Raw genomic sequence first — 21,789 nt, 5'->3', positions numbered from 1 at the left:
TGTGGCGCAATCTAATCAATCAACAGATCTTGCTCTTGCTGGCGGCGGTATTGACCAAAGCGAAGATAACGAGCAACAAGAACAAAAGTCGGGCTACTTAAGCGCCTTAAATGGTGTTGATGTGCTTCGCCAAGTCACCCTTATTATTGCGCTGGCTATTTGTTTAGCTATTGCCATATTTGTGATTATTTGGGCACGTCAGCCAGACATGCGTCCACTTGGTAAAATGCCAACAGAAGAGCTGATCCAAACCCTTGATTTTTTAGATGCACAAAAAATTGACTACGAGCTAGACGGCAACGTAATTTCGGTTGATGAAAGCGAGTATCAAAACATTAAATTGCTTATGGCCCGTGAAGGCCTAGAGCAAGGTCCTACCTCAGGCACCGACATCATAATGCAAGATATGGGCTTTGGTGTTAGTCAACGGTTAGAGCGTGAACGTTTAAAACATGGCCGCGAGCAACAACTTGCCCGCACCATAGAAGAATTAAACAACGTAACACGCGCTAAAGTTTTATTAGCCATTCCAAAAGAAAACGTATTTGCACGCAGAGAGAAAAAGCCATCAGCCACAGTGGTATTGACTCTTAAGCGCGGCAGAATGCTTGATGGCGAAGAAATTGACTCAGTGGTTGATATGATTGCCTCTGCAGTACAAGGGCTTGAGCCTTCACGTGTTACGGTAACAGATCAAAACGGCCGCTTACTTAATTCAGGCTCGCAAGACTCATTAGCAGCACGCTCTCGTAAAGAGTACGACATTGAAAGAAAGCGTGAGCAAGAGTATTTAGAGAAAATAGACAGTATTCTTATTCCTGTAGTCGGCTTGGGTAACTACACGGCGCAAGTTGATTTAAATATGGACTTTAGCTCAGTAGAAGAAACACAAAAGCGCTACAACCCAGACTTACCAGCAGTAAGAAGCGAAACCACATTTGAAGAGAACAACATTGGTGGCTTAGCGGTAGGTATTCCTGGGGCACTCACTAATCAGCCACCTATGAATTCAACTATTCCAGAAGTGGCAGGCCAGGGCAATGCTGGTACGGCAACGAACCCAAGCCGAGTGCATAAAGAGGCTACACGTAACTTTGAGCTAGACACCACCATTTCGCATAAGCGCCAACAAACAGGGGTTATTCGCAGAATTAGCGTCTCGGTTGCCGTTGATTATGTGCCAAAAGTAGGTGAAAACGGCGAAACAACCATGGCGCCGCGCTCGGTAGAGGCTTTGTCAAATATACGTCGCCTATTACAAGGTGGGGTAGGTTTTGATATGCAACGTGGCGATGCATTAGAGGTGGTAACCGTGCCATTTGTACGCGAAGCAGTTGATTTAGATTTAGAAGTACCGCTGTGGGAGCAGGACTGGTTTATGAAAATCGTCCGCTTAGTACTGGGTGCGCTGGTTATTATTGTGCTTATTATGGCAGTTGTTAAGCCTATGCTTAAACGCTTAATATACCCAGATGATACGCTCGAAGAGTACGATGAAGATGCATTAAGCTCTGGGGTGGATATTGGCGATAGCACGCTAGATATGCTAAATAAAGACTTTGATTCTGCTTCTGTAGGCTTCTCAAGCGATGGTACACTACAGCTGCCAGATTTACATGGCGACGAAGATTTGCTTAAAGCGGTAAGAGCACTTGTAGCGAACGAACCTGAACTCTCATCACAAGTAGTGAAAGCGTGGTTAACAGAAGATGACTGATCAAGAACAAAAACAACTCCCGCCAGCGTTTGATGTTGATAAGTTAGATGGCGTAGATAAAGCCGCAATTCTTTTATTGAGCTTATCTGAAGAAGATGCAGCGCAAATACTTAAACACTTAGAGCCTAAGCAAGTGCAAAAAGTGGGTATGGCAATGGCTGCGCTAGATGACTTGTCACAATCTAAAATAAGCGCAGTTCACAATTTATTTATAGAACAAATACAAAGCTTTAGTACAATTGGCTTCCAGTCAGAAGACTTTATTAAAAAGGCGCTTACCGCCGCATTAGGTGAAGATAAAGCAGCAAGTTTGATAGACCAAATTGTAATGGGCTCGGGCGCTAAAGGCTTAGATTCACTTAAATGGATGGACTCAAAGCAAGTTGCCAATATTATTCGTAATGAGCACCCGCAAATTCAAACTATTGTTTTATCGTATTTAGAGCCTGAGCAATCGGCAGAAATCCTAGCGCAATTTCCTGAAAAAGTGCGCCTAGATTTAACTATGCGTATTGCGAACCTTGAAGAAGTGCAACCTGCAGCATTGCAAGAACTTAACGAGATTATGGAAAAACAATTTGCCGGCCAAGCAGGCGCACAAGCCGCTAAAATGGGTGGCTTAAAAGCCGCGGCAGATATAATGAACTACCTAGATACAAATGTAGAAGGGCAGTTGATGGATTCTATTCGTGAACACGATGAAGAAATGTCTCAGCAAATTCAGGACCTTATGTTTGTGTTTGAAAACCTTATGGATGTGGATGACCGCGGTATTCAAGCCATATTGCGTGAAGTACAGCAAGACGTATTAATGAAAGCAATTAAAGGGACTGACGAAGCGCTTAAAGATAAAATTTTGGGTAATATGTCTAAACGTGCTGCCGAAATGCTTGCCGATGACTTAGAAGCAATGGCACCGGTTAGAATAAGTGAAGTAGAAGCTGCCCAAAAAGAAGTGCTTTCAACAGCAAGGCGCCTATCTGACTCGGGTGAGATTCAGTTAGGCGGCGGTGGTGGCGAGGAGTTCCTATAAGCTATGTCTAAATTAAAAGGTCGCCCTTTACATGCAGATGAAGCTGATGAGCTTTTAAAAAACTGGCCAATACCTGATGTTGCTCCTGATGAGCGCAGTTTTGGCAATCGTTCAACGGCTTTTGGCACACCACTTTCTGATTTGTATAAAAAAGAAGTTGAAGAAGAAGCTGTAGAAGACACTCAGCCGCAAGAGCCTGAACTGCCTTCGTTAACTATGGCTGAGCTTGAGCGCATTAGGCAAGATGCTTATGAGGAAGGCTTAAAGCAAGGGCACGAACAAGGCTACATAGATGGCTTTGAAAAAGGGGTTGGTGAGGGCAAAGAAGCAGGCTATAAAGAAGGCGTAGAGCTTGGTAAAACACAAGGCCAAGAAGACGTTAAGCCGTTAATAGAAGAGCAGTTAACCAGCTTGCGTAGCATAATCGACAACCTCAGCGCTCCGCTTGATAAAGTGGACGAACTGGCAGAAAAGCACTTAGTGCAATTAGCGGTTATGCTGGCAGAAGCTATAACCTATCAAGAAATTAAAACATCGCCCGATGTTATTTTACATACGCTTAAAAAAAGCATAGATGCATTAAATACTGAGCAAGAAAAAGTTCGTGTGCATTTAAACCCAGATGACTTAGAACTGGTAAAGCAAAACTATGGTGAGCAAACTATTGCAGATAATAATTGGCAGCTAATTGCAGAACCCACACTCGAGCGCGGCGGTTGCGAAGTTAAAACGCCACAATCGTCTTTAGATATGACCCTAAAAACCCGTGTCAAAGAAACGTTGGATAGCTTTTTGCATAATAGCGGTATCTAATCTTTTTTGTGGCGTGTTATGGCAGCTCAACGTGCACCTCTAAGCGAACGCTTAAATCAATACCAACACCATATCGCAGCGTTTAAACCTGCTGTAGCGGGTATTTTAACCCGAGTAGTCGGTTTAACCCTTGAGGCGAAAGGGCTACGTGCGCCTGTAGGCAGCCAATGCAAAATAGAAACTATGTCAGGGTTTGTAGATGCTGAGGTAGTGGGCTTTAGTGAGCAAACCCTTTACTTAATGCCTAATGACCACATTTCCGGTGTGTTACCCGGTGCGCGTGTTATTCCACAAGTAAATGATACCGGCTTGCCCGTTGGTATGAGCCTACTGGGCCGCGTTGTGGATGGCTTAGGCCGCCCGCTTGACGGCCTGGGGAAAATTAACGCCGAACACTATTTAAAGTTTGCACAAAACCCCATAAACCCCCTCGCTAGAAGACCAATCAGCCAACCTATGGACGTAGGTGTACGGGCTATAAACTCAGTTATTACTGTAGGGCAAGGCCAGCGTATGGGTTTGTTTGCAGGCTCTGGTGTTGGTAAATCGGTCCTCTTAGGTATGATGACCCGCGGCAGTGAAGCCGATGTTATTGTGGTTGGCCTAGTGGGTGAGCGTGGCCGTGAGGTAAAAGAATTTATTGAAGAGATACTCGGTGTAGAAGGGCGCAAACGCTCTGTTGTGGTAGCTGCTCCTGCTGATGCATCGCCCCTTATGCGCTTAAAAGGCTGTGAAAGTGCGGTGACCATTGCTGAGTACTTTCGTGATCAAGGTTTAAACGTATTGTTATTGCTTGATTCAGTAACCCGTTACGCCATGGCGCAACGCGAAATAGCGCTAGCGGTTGGCGAACCTCCTGCAACAAAAGGGTATCCGCCTTCTGTATTTGCTAAATTACCGGCGCTGGTGGAGCGAGCGGGTAATGGCGGCGAAGGGCAAGGGTCTATCACTGCGTTTTTTACAGTGCTTAGTGAGGGCGATGATATGCAAGACCCAATAGCCGATGCTGCACGTGCTATTTTAGATGGGCATATTGTACTTTCGCGTGACTTAGCCGATAGCGGTCATTACCCCGCGATAGATATCGAAAAATCAATTTCTCGTGTTATGCCGCAAGTGGTGTCTGAGCCTCATATGCAGCAGGCCCGCGTATTAAAACAAGTGTATTCAATGTATCAGCAAAATAAAGATATGATCACCTTAGGTGCGTATCAAAAAGGGGCTGACCAAATGCTTGATCAAGCTATAAATATGATGCCGCGCGTCAATGCGTTTTTACAGCAAGGTATGCGCGATGTAATAAGTTACGATGATGGTTTACACGGCCTAGCCCAATTACTAGGACAAGCATAATGGCAAAAAATAAGCTCGATTTACTGCTTAAGCTCGAAAACGACAAAGAAGAAAATCTGCGCATGAGCTACTTACAAGCCAATCAAAATTTACAAGCTAACCAACAAAAGCTGCAAGGGTTAAATAACTTTAGATTAGAATACTCTCAGCAATTACATGTGAAAGGAAAGTCCGGTTTATCAAGCGCGGGCTTTGGTCAGTACCATGCCTTTATAGCAAAAATTGAAGAAGCGATTCGCCAGCAAGCCAGTACGGTAAATACCGCTAAGCAAGTTGTAACACAGCGTAAAGCTTTGTGGTTAAAGCAGCAGGTAAAAGCAAAAGCCGTAGCAAAATTAATTGAAAAACAAAATCTAAAAGCAGCGGCGTTAATGGCAAAGAGTGAGCAAAAAATGTTGGACGAGTTTTCTGCTAATCAATTTTTTCAGCGCCGTAAAAGTTTATAACTTTGGCGCGTTTATTGCTTTGTTGGTAGGTGGTAATTAATTTTGGCAAAGTGCGGTGGCAACTTGCCGCAGTGCTGTGTAGGTGAATTATGGCAATAAACGATATTTCAATGTTGGCAACAGGTGAAAAAGACTCTTTTTTAGCATTTAAAGAGAATAACTTACCTGCAGGTAACGAATCTGGTGATGCTTTTTTAAGCCAGCTACAAGATGCAGACAAACCCTTTGTATTGCCTGCTAATTCTGAGGCTCCTAGCCAAGCAGGCTCTTTATTGCCAACAGATGATAAGCAGCTAGCCAATAGCAAAAAACCGACAGCTTCATTAAGTGATGACACGCAAGATACGTTATTATCTGGCGATAGCGTTTTAGCACAAATAAACTCCTCGCAAGTGATTGATGTAAGTGTAAAAAAACATGGCAGTAGCGATAATGATTTTAGCGATTTGAGTGCAAAAAAGAGTGATAAAAGTGTCAACTTTTTAGCTTCGCAATTAGGTGAAACTGATGAAGCCGATGATACTCTTTTAGCTGATGATAATAGCAATGGCAAAAAAAGCGCGTTTACAAACGCCGAGCTCGAAACTAAAGCAGCTAAGCAAAGCGCTGGAGAAAACTTAGCCCCTTCTTTAAAAAATGAGAGCCTAGCAAGTAGTGCAGCTAAAAACCCAATAGCAGAAGCGGTGCAAACACAAATTAATAAAACTAATAGCAGTGCAGCCTCTGTAGGTAATGAAGGTAAAGGTGCTGAGAACACAAAAGCGACTGGCACTGTATTAAATGCTGAAAGTGCGCTGCCTATAAGCGATGCAGACATAGAGCAATTAGCCAAAGAACTGACTCGTTCATCTACGCAGACAGAGCTATCAACTACATCTAAAGTACTCAACTCATTAAGCGAAGCGCAACGTGCACAATTAAACGAGCACGTTAAAAGCTCATTTACTGAAACCACGCCAAGTGAAAGTGATGATCGTGCAAGCTCCGTTAAACAATTACTGACAGAATTTGTCGTACAAAACGAAAAAGAGACAAGCACGCGCGGTGAGTTAGTTCAATCTCAGTTAAAAAACTTAAATAGCGATGAAAAACAGGCGCTACTTAGCCAATTGAAAAGCTATGTGAGTAACGAGCAACCAACAGGTGATACGCTCAAAAAAGTAAATGAAACAATAAGCAACTTACAAACTATGCTTGATGCGCAGCTTAGTGAGAGCAAAGCGCAAAGTGTGTCGAGCTCTGCAAATGCGGCTTTAAATGCGCAGCAAGCCAGTAATGCTGCAATGAATCCGAATACACCGCAAAATAAAGCCATGATTAATACTGAAGCACCCTCTAGTATTGAGCAAGATGGTGTAAATCCAGAAGAATTAAACGCCCTAGAGGCCGAGCAGGAAAGCTTACTTAAAGAGCCTAAAACAAATACTGGTTTATCGCGTGTAGCTCAGGTGTTTACGTTGATAACCGATGGCATTAATAATACGCAGGCACAAATAAATACTCAGTATGACAACGCTCGTTATGAGCAGTCTATTTTAGAGAGCCAAGCTATACAGTCGCAGCAATTACAAAGCAGCACCGCGCAGGTTAAGCAGGTAAATATAGATGCAAGTATGATGCAGGCTATTAATATTGTTAAAAGTGATGCAGCTAAAATGCTTCAAGAGCGTGTATCTTCAATGCTAAGCATTAGCAATAAAGAAGCTGAAATTCGCTTAGATCCGCCAGAAATGGGCAGTATGCAAATTCGTATCAGAAGTGATGCTGAACAAGCACAAATAAATTTTGTAGTGCAAAACCAGCAAGCTAAAGAAGCACTTGAACAATCAATGCCGCGCTTACGTGAAATGTTAGCCGAGCAGGGAATTGATTTAGGTGAAAGTACGATTTCTTACGGGCAATCTGGTAGTGAGCAAAGCGATGAAGGCGAAGGGCAATCACAAGATCAAACGGCTAATAAAAATACACAGCAGGATAAAAATGATGAACAAGATGGGGCTAACCCACAAAGTTCTCGACAACAAACTTCATCATCAATAGATTACTATGCCTAAGTACTGCTATTATAATAACTAAAACAAGCAAGTACCTTTGCTAAAAAAGGAATCACAATGGCCGAAGAAACAAGTTTAGAAATAGAAGAAACCGGTAAAAGCAAAAAAAAGCTGATCATAATCATAGTGGCAGTACTGCTTGTTGTTGGCGGTGGTGCAGGCTATTTTTTTATGGCGGGCGATGATGCACCCGTTGAAACATTAGATGAAGAAACAACAACTGCAGCGCAAAGCGACTCGGCTACACCTTCAGGCTCTTCAGCCGAAATGGGCAGTGCCTTGTATGTTGCTATGCCAAGACCCTTTGTGTTTAATGTACCTGGGTCAAGCAGAGATAGAATTGTACAAATAAAAGTGCAATTACTTGTGCGTGGCGATGTAAATGAAGAAACCGCTAAAAAGCACATCCCACTGATTGAAGGCACCTTATTAAGCGTGTTTTCAACCACCACAGCTGATGAGCTCAGCACCAGTGCAGGCAAAGAAACATTACGCTTTACTGCGCTTGAAAAAGTGCAAGCTGCGCTAAATGATGTTGAAGGCACTAAAGTAATTGAGCGGGTATTGTTTACCGGCTTTGTGATGCAATAAGGGGCTAGCGTGAGCGATTTATTATCCCAAGACGAAATTGATGCACTCTTACACGGCGTTGATGAAGTCGAAGAGGAAGATATACACGAAGGTGAAGACGGCGAAGGCAGTACATTACAGTATGACTTTTCTTCGCAAGATCGGATCGTGCGTGGTCGCATGCCGACCCTGGAAATTGTTAACGAGCGGTTTGCTCGTCATATGCGAATAAGCTTATTTAACATGATGCGCCGCACCGCAGAGGTGTCGATTAATGGCGTACAAATGATTAAATTTGGCGAATACATTCATACCTTATTTGTACCAACAAGTTTAAATATGGTGCGTTTTAGACCGCTAAAAGGCACTGGCCTTATCACCATGGAAGCACGTTTAGTGTTTATTTTGGTAGATAACTTTTTTGGTGGTGACGGGCGTTACCATGCCAAAATTGAAGGCCGCGAATTTACCCCTACCGAACGTCGAATCGTGCAAATGCTACTAAAAATTATCTTTGAAGATTACAAAGAAGCATGGGCACCGGTTATGGACGTGTCGTTTGAATACCTCGATTCAGAAGTAAACCCAGCAATGGCTAACATTGTGAGCCCTACTGAGGTTGTGGTTATTAGCTCTTTTCATATTGAATTAGATGGCGGTGGTGGCGATTTTCACATCGCTTTGCCGTATTCAATGCTTGAACCCATTAGAGAGCTATTAGATGCGGGTGTACAATCGGATACAGAAGACACCGATTTGCGCTGGAGCAAAGCTTTACGCGATGAAATTATGGACGTTGAGGTGGATATGTCGACTCAACTTCTTGAGGTGGATTTGTCTCTTAAACAAATAATGGAACTTAAAGCGGGCGATATTATACCGGTAGAAATGCCAGAGCATATTACGGTATTTGTTGAGGAGTTACCTACATTTAGAGCTAAAATGGGTCGTTCTCGCGATAACGTTGCGCTACAAATTAGTGAAAAAATTAAACGCCCTGATTCAGTTAAATCTGAGCTGCATGTATTTACCAAAGGCGGCAAGAAAATTGATTCAGATGCAGAATTAGCAGAACTAGAAGATGATTTACACCTTTCTGACGGTGTAGACTTAGACTGGTAATTGATTAAAAGGTTAAAAGTATGAGCGATGATCAAGACACAATGGACGAATGGGCAGCAGCCCTAGCTGAAGCCGAAGGCGGTGATGAGAGCGCCGAAGCGCATGTAGCAGAGCTTGATGAACTAAGTGATGCTAAACATGAGCTTAGCGGTGACGAAAAGCGTAAACTCGATACAATTTTAGATATTCCTGTGACTATTTCTATGGAAGTAGGGCGCTCTAAAATAAATATTCGTAACTTACTGCAGCTAAACCAAGGCTCTGTTGTTGAACTAGACCGCGTAGCCGGAGAACCACTGGATGTATTAGTAAATGGTACGCTCATTGCCCATGGCGAAGTGGTTGTAGTGAATGATAAATTTGGTATTCGTTTAACGGATGTTATTAGCCAGGTAGAGCGGATCAAAAAATTACGATGAGCTCCCTTGCTGTTTTAACAAACTCAGTATTTACAAAGGCAGAAACGTTAACACCTACGGCCGACATTTTGTCTATGGTGTTGTCGTTGGTTGCGGTGCTAGTACTGATTGTAGTGCTGGCATTTTTTGTTAAAAAACTTAATCCAAATTTAGCTAATAGCGAAGAATTTAAAGTGGTACGAAGCTTACCGCTTGGCTCACGAGAGCGCTTAATGGTGGTTGAAATAGATAATGCACAGCATTTATTAGGGGTCACCCCGCACAGTATTAACTACTTACATAAATTAGACACGCCGTTAAGTGAAAAAGAACTGCCAGAACTTGCTAAGCGATTTAGCAAACTACTAAACCCGCAAACGAATCAAAATAAAAAGAATTAACCCTATGATAAAGTGGCTGCTGATTATTTTAGCTGTGTTATTTGTACCTGTTGCAAGCAGTGCAGAGGGCATAGACGCTCTAACCATTACAACCAATGCCGACGGGACGCAAGATTACTCTGTAACCTTGCAAGTACTGGCAATTATGACGGCGCTGAGCTTTATTCCTGCCGCCATAATTATGATGACTTCGTTTACCCGTATTATTGTTGTACTGGCTATTTTGCGCCAAGCCATTGGTTTACAATCAACACCTTCAAACCAAGTTTTATTAGGGATGTCGCTTTTTTTAAGTATTTTTATTATGGCGCCTATTTATCAGCAAGTTAACGAGCGTGCGATAGAACCTTATTTAAATGAACAAGTTACTTCGGTACAAGCATTAGAGCTTGCAAAGGAGCCCATGAAGGCCTTTATGCTCTCGCAGGTACGATTAAAAGACTTAGAAACGTTTGCCAAAATAGCAGGTTATGAGCAGCTTGATTCGCCAGAGGCCACACCGCTTATTGTGTTAATACCTGCATTTGTGACCAGTGAACTACAAACCGCCTTTATTATTGGTTTTATGTTTTTTATACCGTTTTTAATTGTGGATTTAGTGGTTGCCTCGGTATTAATGGCCATGGGTATGATGATGCTCTCGCCCATGATAGTGTCCTTGCCTTTTAAAATAATGTTATTTGTACTGGTCGATGGCTGGAGCCTAGTAATGGGCACGTTAGCTAAAAGCTTTGGACTAGGTACATAAACCATGTTTTACATTCGCACTTTTAAACATTAGGAGTACAACATGGAACCAGAAATTTTTGTTGATATTCTTAGCGATGCACTGTTTTTAGTTATTAAGCTGGTATCAGCTATTGTGGTACCTGGTTTACTTGTTGGTTTAGTGGTGGCGGTGTTCCAAGCGGCAACCTCAATTAATGAACAAACCCTAAGTTTTTTACCGCGCTTATTAATTACCATTGGAGCACTTATTGTAGGTGGGCATTGGCTTACTCAAGAGCTAATGGACTTTTTTACCCGCCTAGTGTTACTCATTCCTGAAATTGCAGGCTAATTGTGGAATTTCCTTTTTCTTTTGTTATTCAATGGTTAAGTGATTTTTTACTGCCTTTAGTTCGCATAAGCTCTATGATCATGATTATGGCGGGCTTAGGCGCACAAAACGTACCTACCCGCATTAAAATGGGATTGGCGGTAGTGGTAACGTTTTTAGTGGTGCCAGCGCTGCCTCCTGCAACATTTACTAATTTATTTTCTTTTGAAATGGTGCTGGTGGTTATTCAGCAAATGTTGATAGGTGTTGCGATAGGGTTTGCCTCTACGCTAATGCTAAATACCTTTGTGCTTGCTGGGCAAATACTGGCAATGCAAACCGGTTTGGGCTTTGCCTCTGTTATAGACCCTTCAAATGGTGCGAGTGTGCCTGCAGTTGGCCAGTTTTACTTAATTTTAGCGACCTTGTTATTTTTTGTTTTTAATGGCCATTTAATGATGATTCAAATGGTGGTGCATAGTTTTTCGGTGTTGCCTATAAACGGCCAGTGGTGGGCTGTTGATCATTACTGGGACATAGTAACGTGGGGCAGCTGGATGTTTACCACTGCACTGGTATTGGCTTTAGCCCCCCTTACGGCCATGCTCATTATTAATATTTCATTTGGTATTATGACCCGCGCAGCACCGCAATTAAACATTTTCTCAATAGGTTTTCCGTTTACATTAGTTGCCGGTTTAATTATTATTTGGGCTACCTTAGGTAATTTTGTAACCCAATTTGAATTTCAGTGGTTAAAAATGATTGAGCTAATGTGTAGCCTTGTTGGCTGTACGGTGTAGGAGGGGCAATGGCTGAAGATTCAGGACAAGAAAAAACAGAAGAACCCACCTCCAAAAAGCTCGAAGATGCTAAAAAGAAAGGTCAAATAGCACGCTCAAAAGAGCTAGGGACTATGTTTGTACTTATTTTTTCTGCAATTTCGTTGCTGTTATATGGGCCCGAAATAGGCAAAGGCTTATACAATATTATGGGCAGGATGCTGTCTTTAAATCGCAGTGAAACCTACGACACCACTAAAATGTTTGCGGTGTGGAGTGAGGTGGCCAGTGCGCTGCTGTTTCCAGTGGCGATGTTTGTTTTAATTATTGTTATTGCAGCATTTATAGGAAATACCTTACTCGGCGGCTTTAATTTTAGTTGGGAAGCTGCAGCACCTAAGCCCAGTAAAATGTCGCCAATAAAGGGTTTTAAACGCATGTTTGGCCCACAAGCAGCGATAGAGCTTGTAAAGTCTATATTAAAGTTTGCGCTGGTGGCTATTTTTGCGGTGTTTTTGATTCAAACTTTTTTTGATGAAATTTTGCATTTAAGTATTGAAAGCGCACCTAGTAATATAATTCATGCCCTTGAAATGCTCTCGTGGATGTTTTTAGGGTTGTCGTGCACTTTGGTGATTATTGCCGCAATAGATGCGCCTTATCAAAGTTATAACCACAACAAACAACTTAAAATGACCATGCAGGAGATCAAAGACGAGTACAAAAACTCAGAGGGTGATCCGCAAATTAAAGCGCGCATTAGGCAAACACAAAGGCAAATGTCGCAGCGAAGGATGATGCAAGATGTCCCCGATGCCGACGTAATTGTAACCAATCCTACTCACTATTCTGTGGCGCTAAAATACGATACTGAGCGAGCAGGTGCACCGATTGTACTTGCCAAAGGGATAGATGAAATGGCTATGCAAATTCGTAAAATAGCCAAAGGTAACGAAGTACCGATTGTAGAATCTCCTATGCTTACGCGGGCGCTTTATCATACTGCTGAAATAGGCCAACAGATCCCAGATCAGCTATTTACCGCTGTAGCGCAAGTTTTAGCCTATGTATTTCAGCTTAAACGCTTTAAAAAAGGTCGCGGAAAGCGCCCCATCCCTCTTAAGTCTAAACTGCCTATTCCGGATGATTTTAAATACGATTAGGGTAAGCTGAGCTAACCACACTTTACAGGGGCGCCTTGCCTAAATATCAACACGGGGCTGAAAATTCAAACCATAAAGCCCATACGCTCTTGTCTCTCACTTGCTTTAAATTTTGCATCAATACTCAATGAATCTATTGCTGACTCTATACTTGGAATAGTTATTGCTATTTCAGGCTAGTGTCAATTTATTGAATTGTAGAGTTATGGATTTTAAAGCGGTATTACAACAACTTAACAAAGATAAAAAAGAGTATGCCAAAGGTGTTGGCACACCGCTATTAGTACTTGCAGCGCTGGGTATGGTTATTTTACCGCTGCCACCATTTCTTCTTGATATATTATTTTCATTTAATATTGCTCTTGCCTTGGTTGTTTTACTGGTGACTGTTTACACCATGAAACCTCTCGAATTTGGCATGTTTCCGGCGGTACTGTTAATCGCTACAATTATGCGTTTAGCCCTAAATGTTGCCAGCACACGCGTGGTGCTCCTTGAGGGTCACAACGGGGGCGATGCGGCTGGTAAGGTAATTGAAGCGTTTGGCTCAGTGGTTATTGGCGGAAACTACGCGGTAGGTTTAGTGGTGTTTTTAATTCTGATCATCATAAACTTTGTTGTAATAACCAAAGGTGCAGGGCGTATTTCTGAAGTATCGGCTCGTTTCACGCTAGACGCTATGCCGGGTAAACAAATGGCGATAGATGCCGACTTAAACGCTGGCTTTATTAGTGCAGAGCAAGCACGTGAGCGCCGCAGTGAAGTAACCCGCGAAGCTGACTTTTACGGCTCTATGGATGGGGCGAGTAAGTTTGTAAAAGGCGATGCCATTGCCGGTATCGTGATATTAATTATTAATATTGTTGGCGGCTTATTTGTGGGCATGATCCAACACGACTTGAGCTTTAGCCGCGCAATGGAAGTATATACTTTACTTACCATTGGTGACGGCCTTGTGGCGCAGCTTCCTTCATTATTACTCTCTATTGGTACTGCTATTGTTGTTACTCGCCAAAACGAATCACATAACATGGGTGAGCAATTTAAAGCCCAATTAGGTAACGAAAAATCATTATTTATCGCCTCAGGTATTTTAATCATTATGGGGTTGGTTCCGGGTATGCCTCATATTGCTTTTTTAAGTTTAGGCGCACTACTTGGCTACTTAGCTTATTTTACTCAGCAGCAAAAATTAAAAGCCGCTGCTCTAGCAGCCCAAGAGGCTGAAAGTGGTGCCGTTGCCGGTACTGGCGTTGCAAACAAGCAAGAGCAAAAAGAGCTTGGATGGGACGATGTACAACAAATTGACGTTATTGGCTTAGAAGTTGGCTACAGGCTTATTCCGCTTGTTGACCAATCTCAAGGTGGTGAGCTGCTCAACCGAATTAAAGGGGTGCGTAAAAAGTTATCTCAGGAGCTTGGCTTTTTAGTACCGCCTGTACATATTCGCGATAACTTAGAGTTAGACCCTAATGCGTACCGTATTACCATGATGGGTGTTTCAAGTGGTGAAGGCGAGCTCAAACATGGCGATGAACTGGCCATCAACCCAGGGCAAGTATTTGGCCCTATTAAAGGGGTTGAAACCAAAGACCCTGCATTTGGCTTAGATGCGGTGTGGATAAAGCCTGATCAAAAAGACGAAGCACAGTCACTAGGTTACACCGTGGTTGATTCAGCCACTGTGGTCGCCACCCACATTAGCCAGTTATTAACTAACAGTGCCGCATTATTGCTAGGGCATGAGGAGGTTCAAAACCTGCTTGATATGTTAGCAAAAAGCCATCCACGTTTAGTAGAAGGGTTAGTGCCAGAAGTACTACCACTGACAACCGTTGTAAAAGTACTGCAAAATTTATTAAACGAAGGTGTGGCTATTCGTGATATGCGCTCTATTGTTCAAACCCTTGTAGAGTACGGCCCACGTAGCCAAGATGCCGATGTTTTAACAGCTGCAGTGCGTATTTCGCTGCGCCGTTTAATAGTTCAAGACGCTGTGGGAATGTCATCAGAAATCCCTGTCATAACCTTGGCGCCTGAGTTGGAACAGATGTTGCATCAGTCATTACAAAATGCAGGCGACGAAGGTGCCGGAATAGAACCAAGCCTTGCTGAGCGACTTCAAACATCATTAAACGAAGCGCATCAGAATCAAGAAATGGCCGGAGAACCTTCAATATTGCTAACGTCAGGAATGTTACGCACTGTGTTATCTCGCTTTGTTAAGTACACCATACCGGGTTTAAGGGTGATGTCTTATCAAGAGGTACCAGATGAAAGACAGATCAAGATTGTCAGCTCAGTAGGCCAACAATAAAGATTTTAACAGGGGTTGAACCATGAAGATTAAACGTTTTTTTGCCAAAGATATGCGCACCGCACTGAAAGAAGTTAAAGATGAGCTAGGTGTTGATGCCGTTATTATGTCGAACAAAAAACTCGCTAATGGTGTAGAAATTGTTGCCGCAGTAGATTACGACAAAGCAGCCCCTAAAGCCGCAGCGCAACAACAGGCAGCGCCTGCTCCGCAAAGAGCCGTGCAACAGCCTACTCATAACTTTGTAAAGCCAGAGCCTAAGCGTGCGCAACCTGAGCCACAAGCAAAAGTAGCTGATAGCTTACAAGCTTTATTAGAGCGTCAGTCGCCACGCCCTCGCTCTCCTGAGCTAGCCTCTATGTTTTCGCAATCAGGTATTGATACGTCTGAGCATTACCAAGAGCCAGCACAGCCACGTACGACAAATATGTTTGCACGCGAAAATGAAGCGCCAAAACGCATGCAAACCCAAGCAGACAGCCTAGGCTTTGATGACTTAGATCAAGACTTTGACGATTTAGATGCGCCTGTGGCTCCGCGTCCTCAAGCTAATAACAACGAAAGCGCCCAAATGAGCGCGATGCGTGATGAAATGAACGCAATTCGCCAGTTACTAGAACACCAAGTATCGGGTTTAATGCAGCAAGATATGGCTCGTCGCGACCCTACACGTGCATGCATGATTGACCGTTTAGTTGGCATGGGAATAGATAAAGACGTTGCAGAGCAAATGGCGTGTTTTATCCCAGATGACGTATCGCGTCAGCAAGGTTGGAAAGCATTATTGCAAATGGTTGAAGATCAAATGCAAACCACCAACAACGAAATTCTTCGCCAAGGGGGTGTGTACGCCCTTGTTGGGCCTACAGGTGTAGGTAAAACAACCACAGTAGCTAAACTTGCCGCATTAGGCGCACAAAAGTATGGCGCCGACAAAGTTGCCCTAATCACCACTGATACATACAGAATTGGTGCTTATGAGCAGCTTGCAACATATGGTCGTATTATTGGTTGTGGTGTTAAACAAGTAAAAGATGCCAATGAATTAGCTGAAGTTTTATATCATTTACGCAATAAGCGTCTAGTATTAATTGATACAGCGGGTATGAGCCAACGTGATTTACGCCTTACAGAGCAATTAAATACGTTAATGCGCAACCAGCGAGTAGATATACGTAGTTATTTAGTATTAAGTGCCACAGCACAAATAAATGTACTGCAAGAAACCGTAAGACATTTTAAAAAGGTTCAGCTAAGCGGTTGTATTTTCACTAAGTTAGATGAATCATTAAGTTTAGGTGAGATTATTAGTATAGCGATTCAAAATCGCCTTCCAATAGGGTATCTTACTAATGGTCAGCGTGTACCAGAAGATATTCGCGTTGCAAATGCTGAAAAACTAGTAAAAAAAGCTGAGCAATTGTATTTAAAAAGAGCAAAAGCACAACATTCAAGGCACCAAGCAGTGGCGCCAAGCACAGTAGGGATGTATGATTAACACAGTATTAGATCAAGCAAGCGGCCTGCGCAAAATGAGTCAAAACAACAACAACGGCGTAAAAGTTATCGCTGTCACTGGCGGTAAAGGTGGGGTGGGTAAAACCAACGTCTCTTTAAATACTGCTATTGCTTTAGGGCAGCAGGGTAATCGTGTATTAGTATTAGATGCCGATTTAGGCCTAGCTAATTGTGATGTAATGCTAGGACTACGTGTTGAAAAAAACTTATCTCATGTCCTTTCAGGTGAGTGCGAACTTGACGAGATTTTAGTTGAAGGCCCAGGCGGTATTAAAATCGTGCCTGCTACATCAGGCTCGCAAAGTATGGTGGAGCTAACCCCATCTGAGCATGCTGGGTTAATTCGTGCCTTTAGTGAGCTTAATACCGAATTTGATATTTTAATTGTAGATACCGCCGCTGGTATTTCTGACATGGTGCTGAGTTTTTCTCGTGCAGCGCAAGATGTCATGGTGGTGGTGTGTGATGAGCCGACCTCTATTACTGATGCCTACGCACTTATTAAAGTACTTAGCCGCGAGCATGGCGTTTATAAATTTAAAATTGTTGCAAACATGGTGCGCAGTATGCGCGAGGGCCAAGAGCTTTTTGCAAAGCTCTCTAAAGTAACAGACCGCTTTTTAGATGTGTCTATGGAGCTTGTTGCGACTATTCCATATGATGAAAATATGCGTAAATCTACGCGTAAACAAAAAGTAATTGTCGATCTTTTCCCTAATTCACCAGCAGCAGTCGCGTTTAAAACATTAGCGACAAAAGCAGTAAAATGGCCTATACCTAATCAACCTTCAGGACATTTAGAGTTTTTCATTGAGAAGCTAGTAAACGGCTGATTATGACAACATCGGTGAAAAGAGCTATGGGATATCAATCAACACAAAATTTAAATGTGATTGTTGAAAAACACGCGTCGCTTGTCAAAAAAGTGGCGTGCCATTTAATAGCTCGTCTTCCTCCTAGCGTTCAGCTTGATGACTTAATCCAATCGGGAATGATTGGCCTTATCGAGGCCTCAAAAAACTTTGACGCCAGTAAAGGGGCAAGCTTTGAAACGTTTGCTGGTATTCGTATCCGCGGCGCTATGCTTGATGAAATGCGCAGAGGGGATTGGGCACCACGTTCGGTGCACCGTAAAAGCCGATTAGTAGCCGAAACTATCACAGAATTAGAAAATAACTTAAATAGAGAACCAAAAGATACTGAAGTAGCTGAAAAACTTGATATTTCGCTAGAAGAATACCATCATATTTTAAATGATGTTAATTCCAGTAAAGTGCTTGGTATAGAAGACCTAGGGGTAGATGAAGATGTTATTAGCCCAGCAGGCCAAGATTTAGCGCTAGACAAACCATTTAATAATGTTAAAAATGAACGGTTTAATAATTCATTGTTAGAGGCAATAAAGTCTTTACCAGAGCGAGATGCAATGGTGCTTTCTTTGTATTACAACGATGAAATGAATTTAAAAGAAATTGGGCATATACTCGATGTAAGTGAATCGCGTGTAAGTCAGATACATGGTCAGGCGATGATTAAGCTCAAAGCAAAAATCAATGACTGGATAAACTAGTAGTAAGTAAATTATAGGTTAAGACCTCACCGGAGGATGTTTTGGATAAAAACATGAAAATTCTTGTTGTTGATGATTTCTCTACAATGAGACGTATTATAAAAAATCTGTTGCGTGACCTAGGGTTCACGAATGTTCAAGAAGCTGACGATGGTTCTACAGCATTACCTATGTTGCAAAATCAGGTTTTTGACTTTGTTGTAACCGATTGGAACATGCCAGGCATGCAGGGTATTGACTTGCTAAGAGCCATTAGAGCTGACGAAAAATTAAAACATATTCCGGTTTTAATGGTGACGGCAGAAGCTAAAAAAGAACAAATAATAGCGGCAGCGCAAGCAGGTGTTAATGGCTATATTGTTAAGCCATTTACTGCTGGTACTTTGAAAACTAAATTAGAAAAAGTGTTTGAACGCTTAGGTTAATGAGAGGAGAGGCTTATGTCAGCACCAGCTGCGCCTCAAATTACTTTAGAACAAGCTCGTCAGCTCGTCGTTTTTTTAGAAAACGGTGAGCAAGATAAAGCAGATCAATTAATTTTAGATACTGCCTCTCAAGAGCAATCGCAGCTTTTTGCTGAAGTAGGTAAGTTAACACGCCAATTACACGAAGCCCTTAAAAGCTTTGAACTTGATACGCGTTTAACCGATTTAACCACTGATGCAATACCGGATGCGAAAAAGCGCTTAAACTATGTCATGGAAATGACAGAAAATGCAGCTAATAAGACAATGGATGCGGTCGAAGCAAGCCTCCCTATTGCGCAGCAGCTAGCAGATGAAATTGCACATATTAAGCCTACTTGGGATAGGCTTATGAACCGCGAAATAGAGCTGGGCGAGTTTAAAACCTTATGCCACAGCATCGACAAGTTTATGAACAGCTCTCATCATAAAACCGATGAGTTGCAAACTTTAATGACTAATGTACTAATGGCGCAGGATTTTCAAGATTTAACCGGCCAGGTTATCCGCCGTGTAATTGAATTAGTCAGAGAAGTAGAAGAAAGTTTAATCCACCTTTTAACAGCATTTGCTGCACAAGATGACAGCATTGCTGAAAGTAAAGAACAACAAGAAACAGAAGAACTGGTTGCCGCACAAACATTAGCAGGTCCTGAAGGCCCTATTATTGATAAAGAGTCGCGAAATGATGTTGTATCTGACCAAGACGAGGTCGATGACCTATTATCAAGTTTGGGCTTCTAAGAGGAGAGTAACTGCATGAGCTTTGAAGTCGATGAAGATATTTTACAAGACTTTCTTGTAGAGGCTGGAGAAATCCTAGAGCTTTTATCTGAACAGTTAGTTGAGCTAGAAAATAACCCAGAAGATACTGAGTTACTAAATGCTATTTTTAGGGGCTTTCATACCGTAAAAGGAGGGGCAGGCTTTTTAGCTATGACTGAGCTTGTTGATGCCTGTCATGGTGCTGAAAACGTATTTGATCTCTTACGCCAAGGGGTTAGAACTGTTAATTCAGAATTAATGGATGTGATTTTACAAGCACTAGATACCATTAATGAAATGTTTGCCACTATTCAAAACCGCGAACAGCCAGACCCAGCAGACCCTCAATTATTAGAAACCCTTCACAAACTTGGTCAACCGCCTACGGATGACGAGCTTACTGAAACAGCCCCCGAAGTTGTTGAACAAGAACCCGCAGCTCCCGTTAGCGCAACAGATGATGAAGACCCATTTGCATTTGATGAACTATTTGATGTGGCAGGTCCAAGCCCTTCAGCAGATAGCACGCAAATTGATGAAATTACAGAAGATGAATTTGAAAGCTTACTCGATGAGCTACACGGCAAAGGCCAAAGCCCGGTGTCGCAACCAAGTGCAAGTGCAGAGCCAGATTCAAGTTCAGATATTACCGATGATGAATTTGACAGTTTATTAGATGAATTACACGGTGTAGGTAGTTTTGGTCCGGTTGCAGGAGATACTTCAAGCAGTGAGCCAGAAGTAAAACACACAGCACCACCAGCGGCTGTTACAAATGATAGCGGTGATGATGAAATCAGCGATGATGAATTTGAGGCACTGCTTGATGAACTGCATGGTAAAGGTGCCGCACCAGAATCAAAAGAAGCTGACACACCTGCACCGCAGCCACCTAAGGCTGCACCTGTAGCACAAACGCCAGCAAAACCTACGCCAGAAAAGCCTACGCCAGCACCTGGAGCAAAACAAGCTCCGGCGGCAAAAGCCGCTGCGCCTACACCTAAAGTGGCTGAAAAACCAGCGAGTAGCGCTGCACCTAAAAAAGCTACGCCTCCACCTGCTGAAACAACAGTACGTGTTGATACAAAGCGTTTAGACCAAATAATGAATATGGTTGGCGAGTTGGTATTAGTACGAAATAGGTTGGTCAGTTTAGCGACCAATACAGACAGTGAAGCGATGGGTAAGGCGATATCAAATCTTGATGTGGTCACTGCTGATATTCAAGGTGCAGTAATGCAAACGCGAATGCAGCCTATCAAAAAAGTGTTTGGCCGATTCCCTCGCGTAGTACGTGACTTAGCCCGTAGCTTAAATAAAGAAATTGATTTACAGCTTGTAGGTGAAGAAACCGATTTAGATAAAAACTTAGTTGAGGCACTGGCCGATCCGTTGGTGCATTTAGTACGAAACTCAGTTGACCACGGAATTGAAATGCCAGCAGCGCGTGAAGCTGCGGGTAAGCCTAGAACTGGTAACGTTACATTATCGGCTTCGCAAGAAGGCGACCATATTTTGTTAACCATTAAAGATGATGGTGCAGGTATGGATGCGGAAAAACTGAAAAAAATAGCGATCAGTAAAGGCGTTATTGACCATGATCAGGCAAGTCGCTTATCAGATACAGAAGCGTATAACTTAATATTTGCACCAGGTTTTTCGACCAAAGAAGAGATATCTGATATTTCTGGCCGTGGCGTAGGCATGGATGTAGTAAAAACTAAAATTACGCAGCTTAATGGCTCTGTGAGTATACAGTCTGAGTTGGGCGTAGGTACCATTTTAGAGATAAAAGTACCATTAACACTGGCTATTTTACCTACGCTGATGGTTATTGTTGGTGAGCAAACGTTTGCGTTACCACTTGCTGGTGTGAGTGAAATATTCCACTTAGATTTAACCAAAACCAATGTGGTAGATGGTCAGCTTACAATTATTGTTCGTAAAAAAGCGATACCGCTATTTTACTTAGAGCATTGGTTAGTTAAAGGTGCTGATTGTTCTCAGCGAAAAGCGCAAGGTCATGTGGTAATTGTACAAATAGGTACTCAGCAAGTTGGCTTTGTGGTTGATTCATTAATTGGCCAAGAAGAAGTTGTTATTAAGCCTCTTGATGCGTTATTACAAGGTACGCCAGGAATGGCTGGTGCAACAATTACATCTGACGGTGGTATTGCGCTGATTCTGGATGTACCTAATATGCTTAAGCATTACGCAGGATAAAATGTAGGCATACCTGTGTATGCCTACACATAAATTTAATA

General features: G+C 42.6%; 21 protein-coding genes. All 21 read left to right on the top strand.

The annotated features are described in order from the left end of the window. The first annotated feature begins 1 nt into the window (after position 1). The 21 genes from fliF (at position 2) to PSH48_RS14725 (ending at position 21,748) form a co-directional block, all read left to right on the top strand. Positions 2-1,717, top strand: a complete 1,716-nt coding sequence (fliF, locus tag PSH48_RS14825; protein WP_004588290.1) for a flagellar basal-body MS-ring/collar protein FliF — start codon at positions 2-4, stop codon at positions 1,715-1,717. After that, positions 1,710-2,750, top strand: a complete 1,041-nt coding sequence (gene fliG, locus PSH48_RS14820; RefSeq protein ID WP_004588291.1) for a flagellar motor switch protein FliG — start codon at positions 1,710-1,712, stop codon at positions 2,748-2,750. The genes fliF and fliG overlap by 8 nt, the downstream gene beginning before the upstream one ends. A gap of 3 nt (positions 2,751-2,753) precedes the next feature. After that, a complete protein-coding gene (gene fliH / locus PSH48_RS14815) occupies positions 2,754-3,563 on the top strand; it encodes a flagellar assembly protein FliH (protein ID WP_273611804.1) in 810 nt (269 codons plus the stop codon). A gap of 18 nt (positions 3,564-3,581) precedes the next feature. Further along, complete coding sequence (gene fliI / locus PSH48_RS14810) at positions 3,582-4,916, top strand: flagellar protein export ATPase FliI (RefSeq protein WP_096041360.1); 1,335 nt, start codon at positions 3,582-3,584, stop codon at positions 4,914-4,916. Next, positions 4,916-5,362, top strand: a complete 447-nt coding sequence (gene fliJ, locus PSH48_RS14805) for a flagellar export protein FliJ (RefSeq protein ID WP_004588294.1) — start codon at positions 4,916-4,918, stop codon at positions 5,360-5,362. Before fliI ends, fliJ begins: the two co-directional genes overlap by 1 nt. 89 nt (positions 5,363-5,451) lie before the next feature. Next, the gene (locus PSH48_RS14800) at positions 5,452-7,416 is read left to right on the top strand and encodes a flagellar hook-length control protein FliK (RefSeq protein WP_273611803.1); all 1,965 of its coding nucleotides are present in this window, start codon (positions 5,452-5,454) and stop codon (positions 7,414-7,416) included. Between the two features lie 57 nt (positions 7,417-7,473). Beyond that, a complete protein-coding gene (gene fliL / locus PSH48_RS14795; protein ID WP_004588296.1) occupies positions 7,474-8,007 on the top strand; it encodes a flagellar basal body-associated protein FliL in 534 nt (177 codons plus the stop codon). Positions 8,008-8,016: 9 nt separating this feature from the next. Next, a complete protein-coding gene (gene fliM / locus PSH48_RS14790; protein ID WP_004588297.1) occupies positions 8,017-9,108 on the top strand; it encodes a flagellar motor switch protein FliM in 1,092 nt (363 codons plus the stop codon). 20 nt (positions 9,109-9,128) lie between these two features. Beyond that, positions 9,129-9,527: a flagellar motor switch protein FliN gene (fliN, locus tag PSH48_RS14785; RefSeq protein WP_004588298.1), complete on the top strand. Its 399-nt coding sequence runs from the start codon at positions 9,129-9,131 to the stop codon at positions 9,525-9,527. Continuing rightward, positions 9,524-9,907, top strand: coding sequence for a flagellar biosynthetic protein FliO (fliO, locus tag PSH48_RS14780; RefSeq protein ID WP_029773805.1), 384 nt, complete (start codon positions 9,524-9,526; stop codon positions 9,905-9,907). The genes fliN and fliO overlap by 4 nt, the downstream gene beginning before the upstream one ends. Before the next feature lie 4 nt (positions 9,908-9,911). Then, on the top strand, positions 9,912-10,655 hold the full coding sequence (fliP, locus tag PSH48_RS14775; protein ID WP_029773806.1) for a flagellar type III secretion system pore protein FliP: 744 nt from the start codon (positions 9,912-9,914) through the stop codon (positions 10,653-10,655). Positions 10,656-10,697: 42 nt separating this feature from the next. Further along, positions 10,698-10,967 carry a flagellar biosynthesis protein FliQ gene (fliQ, locus tag PSH48_RS14770; RefSeq protein WP_004588301.1) on the top strand — a complete coding sequence of 90 codons (270 nt, stop codon included), beginning with the start codon at positions 10,698-10,700 and terminating at the stop codon, positions 10,965-10,967. Between the two features lie 2 nt (positions 10,968-10,969). Further along, positions 10,970-11,749, top strand: coding sequence for a flagellar biosynthetic protein FliR (fliR, locus tag PSH48_RS14765; protein ID WP_029773807.1), 780 nt, complete (start codon positions 10,970-10,972; stop codon positions 11,747-11,749). Positions 11,750-11,757: 8 nt separating this feature from the next. Next, complete coding sequence (flhB, locus tag PSH48_RS14760) at positions 11,758-12,891, top strand: flagellar biosynthesis protein FlhB (RefSeq protein WP_029773808.1); 1,134 nt, start codon at positions 11,758-11,760, stop codon at positions 12,889-12,891. Between the two features lie 205 nt (positions 12,892-13,096). After that, complete coding sequence (gene flhA / locus PSH48_RS14755) at positions 13,097-15,208, top strand: flagellar biosynthesis protein FlhA (RefSeq protein ID WP_024032312.1); 2,112 nt, start codon at positions 13,097-13,099, stop codon at positions 15,206-15,208. Positions 15,209-15,230: 22 nt separating this feature from the next. Then, on the top strand, positions 15,231-16,706 hold the full coding sequence (gene flhF / locus PSH48_RS14750) for a flagellar biosynthesis protein FlhF (RefSeq protein WP_273611802.1): 1,476 nt from the start codon (positions 15,231-15,233) through the stop codon (positions 16,704-16,706). Next, the gene (locus tag PSH48_RS14745; protein ID WP_054983003.1) at positions 16,699-17,559 is read left to right on the top strand and encodes a MinD/ParA family ATP-binding protein; all 861 of its coding nucleotides are present in this window, start codon (positions 16,699-16,701) and stop codon (positions 17,557-17,559) included. The genes flhF and PSH48_RS14745 overlap by 8 nt, the downstream gene beginning before the upstream one ends. A gap of 26 nt (positions 17,560-17,585) precedes the next feature. Continuing rightward, a complete protein-coding gene (locus tag PSH48_RS14740) occupies positions 17,586-18,296 on the top strand; it encodes an RNA polymerase sigma factor FliA (protein ID WP_273606417.1) in 711 nt (236 codons plus the stop codon). A 41-nt stretch (positions 18,297-18,337) separates the two neighbouring features. Next, positions 18,338-18,721: a chemotaxis response regulator CheY gene (gene cheY, locus PSH48_RS14735; protein WP_004588308.1), complete on the top strand. Its 384-nt coding sequence runs from the start codon at positions 18,338-18,340 to the stop codon at positions 18,719-18,721. Positions 18,722-18,736: 15 nt separating this feature from the next. Beyond that, the gene (locus tag PSH48_RS14730) at positions 18,737-19,504 is read left to right on the top strand and encodes a protein phosphatase CheZ (RefSeq protein WP_004588309.1); all 768 of its coding nucleotides are present in this window, start codon (positions 18,737-18,739) and stop codon (positions 19,502-19,504) included. Positions 19,505-19,519: 15 nt separating this feature from the next. Beyond that, positions 19,520-21,748, top strand: a complete 2,229-nt coding sequence (locus PSH48_RS14725; RefSeq protein ID WP_273611801.1) for a chemotaxis protein CheA — start codon at positions 19,520-19,522, stop codon at positions 21,746-21,748. Positions 21,749-21,789 lie beyond the last annotated feature (41 nt).

The sequence above is a fragment of the Pseudoalteromonas sp. Angola-4 genome (assembly GCF_028599265.1).
In the GTDB taxonomy this organism is placed as follows: domain Bacteria; phylum Pseudomonadota; class Gammaproteobacteria; order Enterobacterales; family Alteromonadaceae; genus Pseudoalteromonas; species Pseudoalteromonas atlantica.
This window is presented reverse-complemented; position numbering and strand designations above follow the sequence as displayed.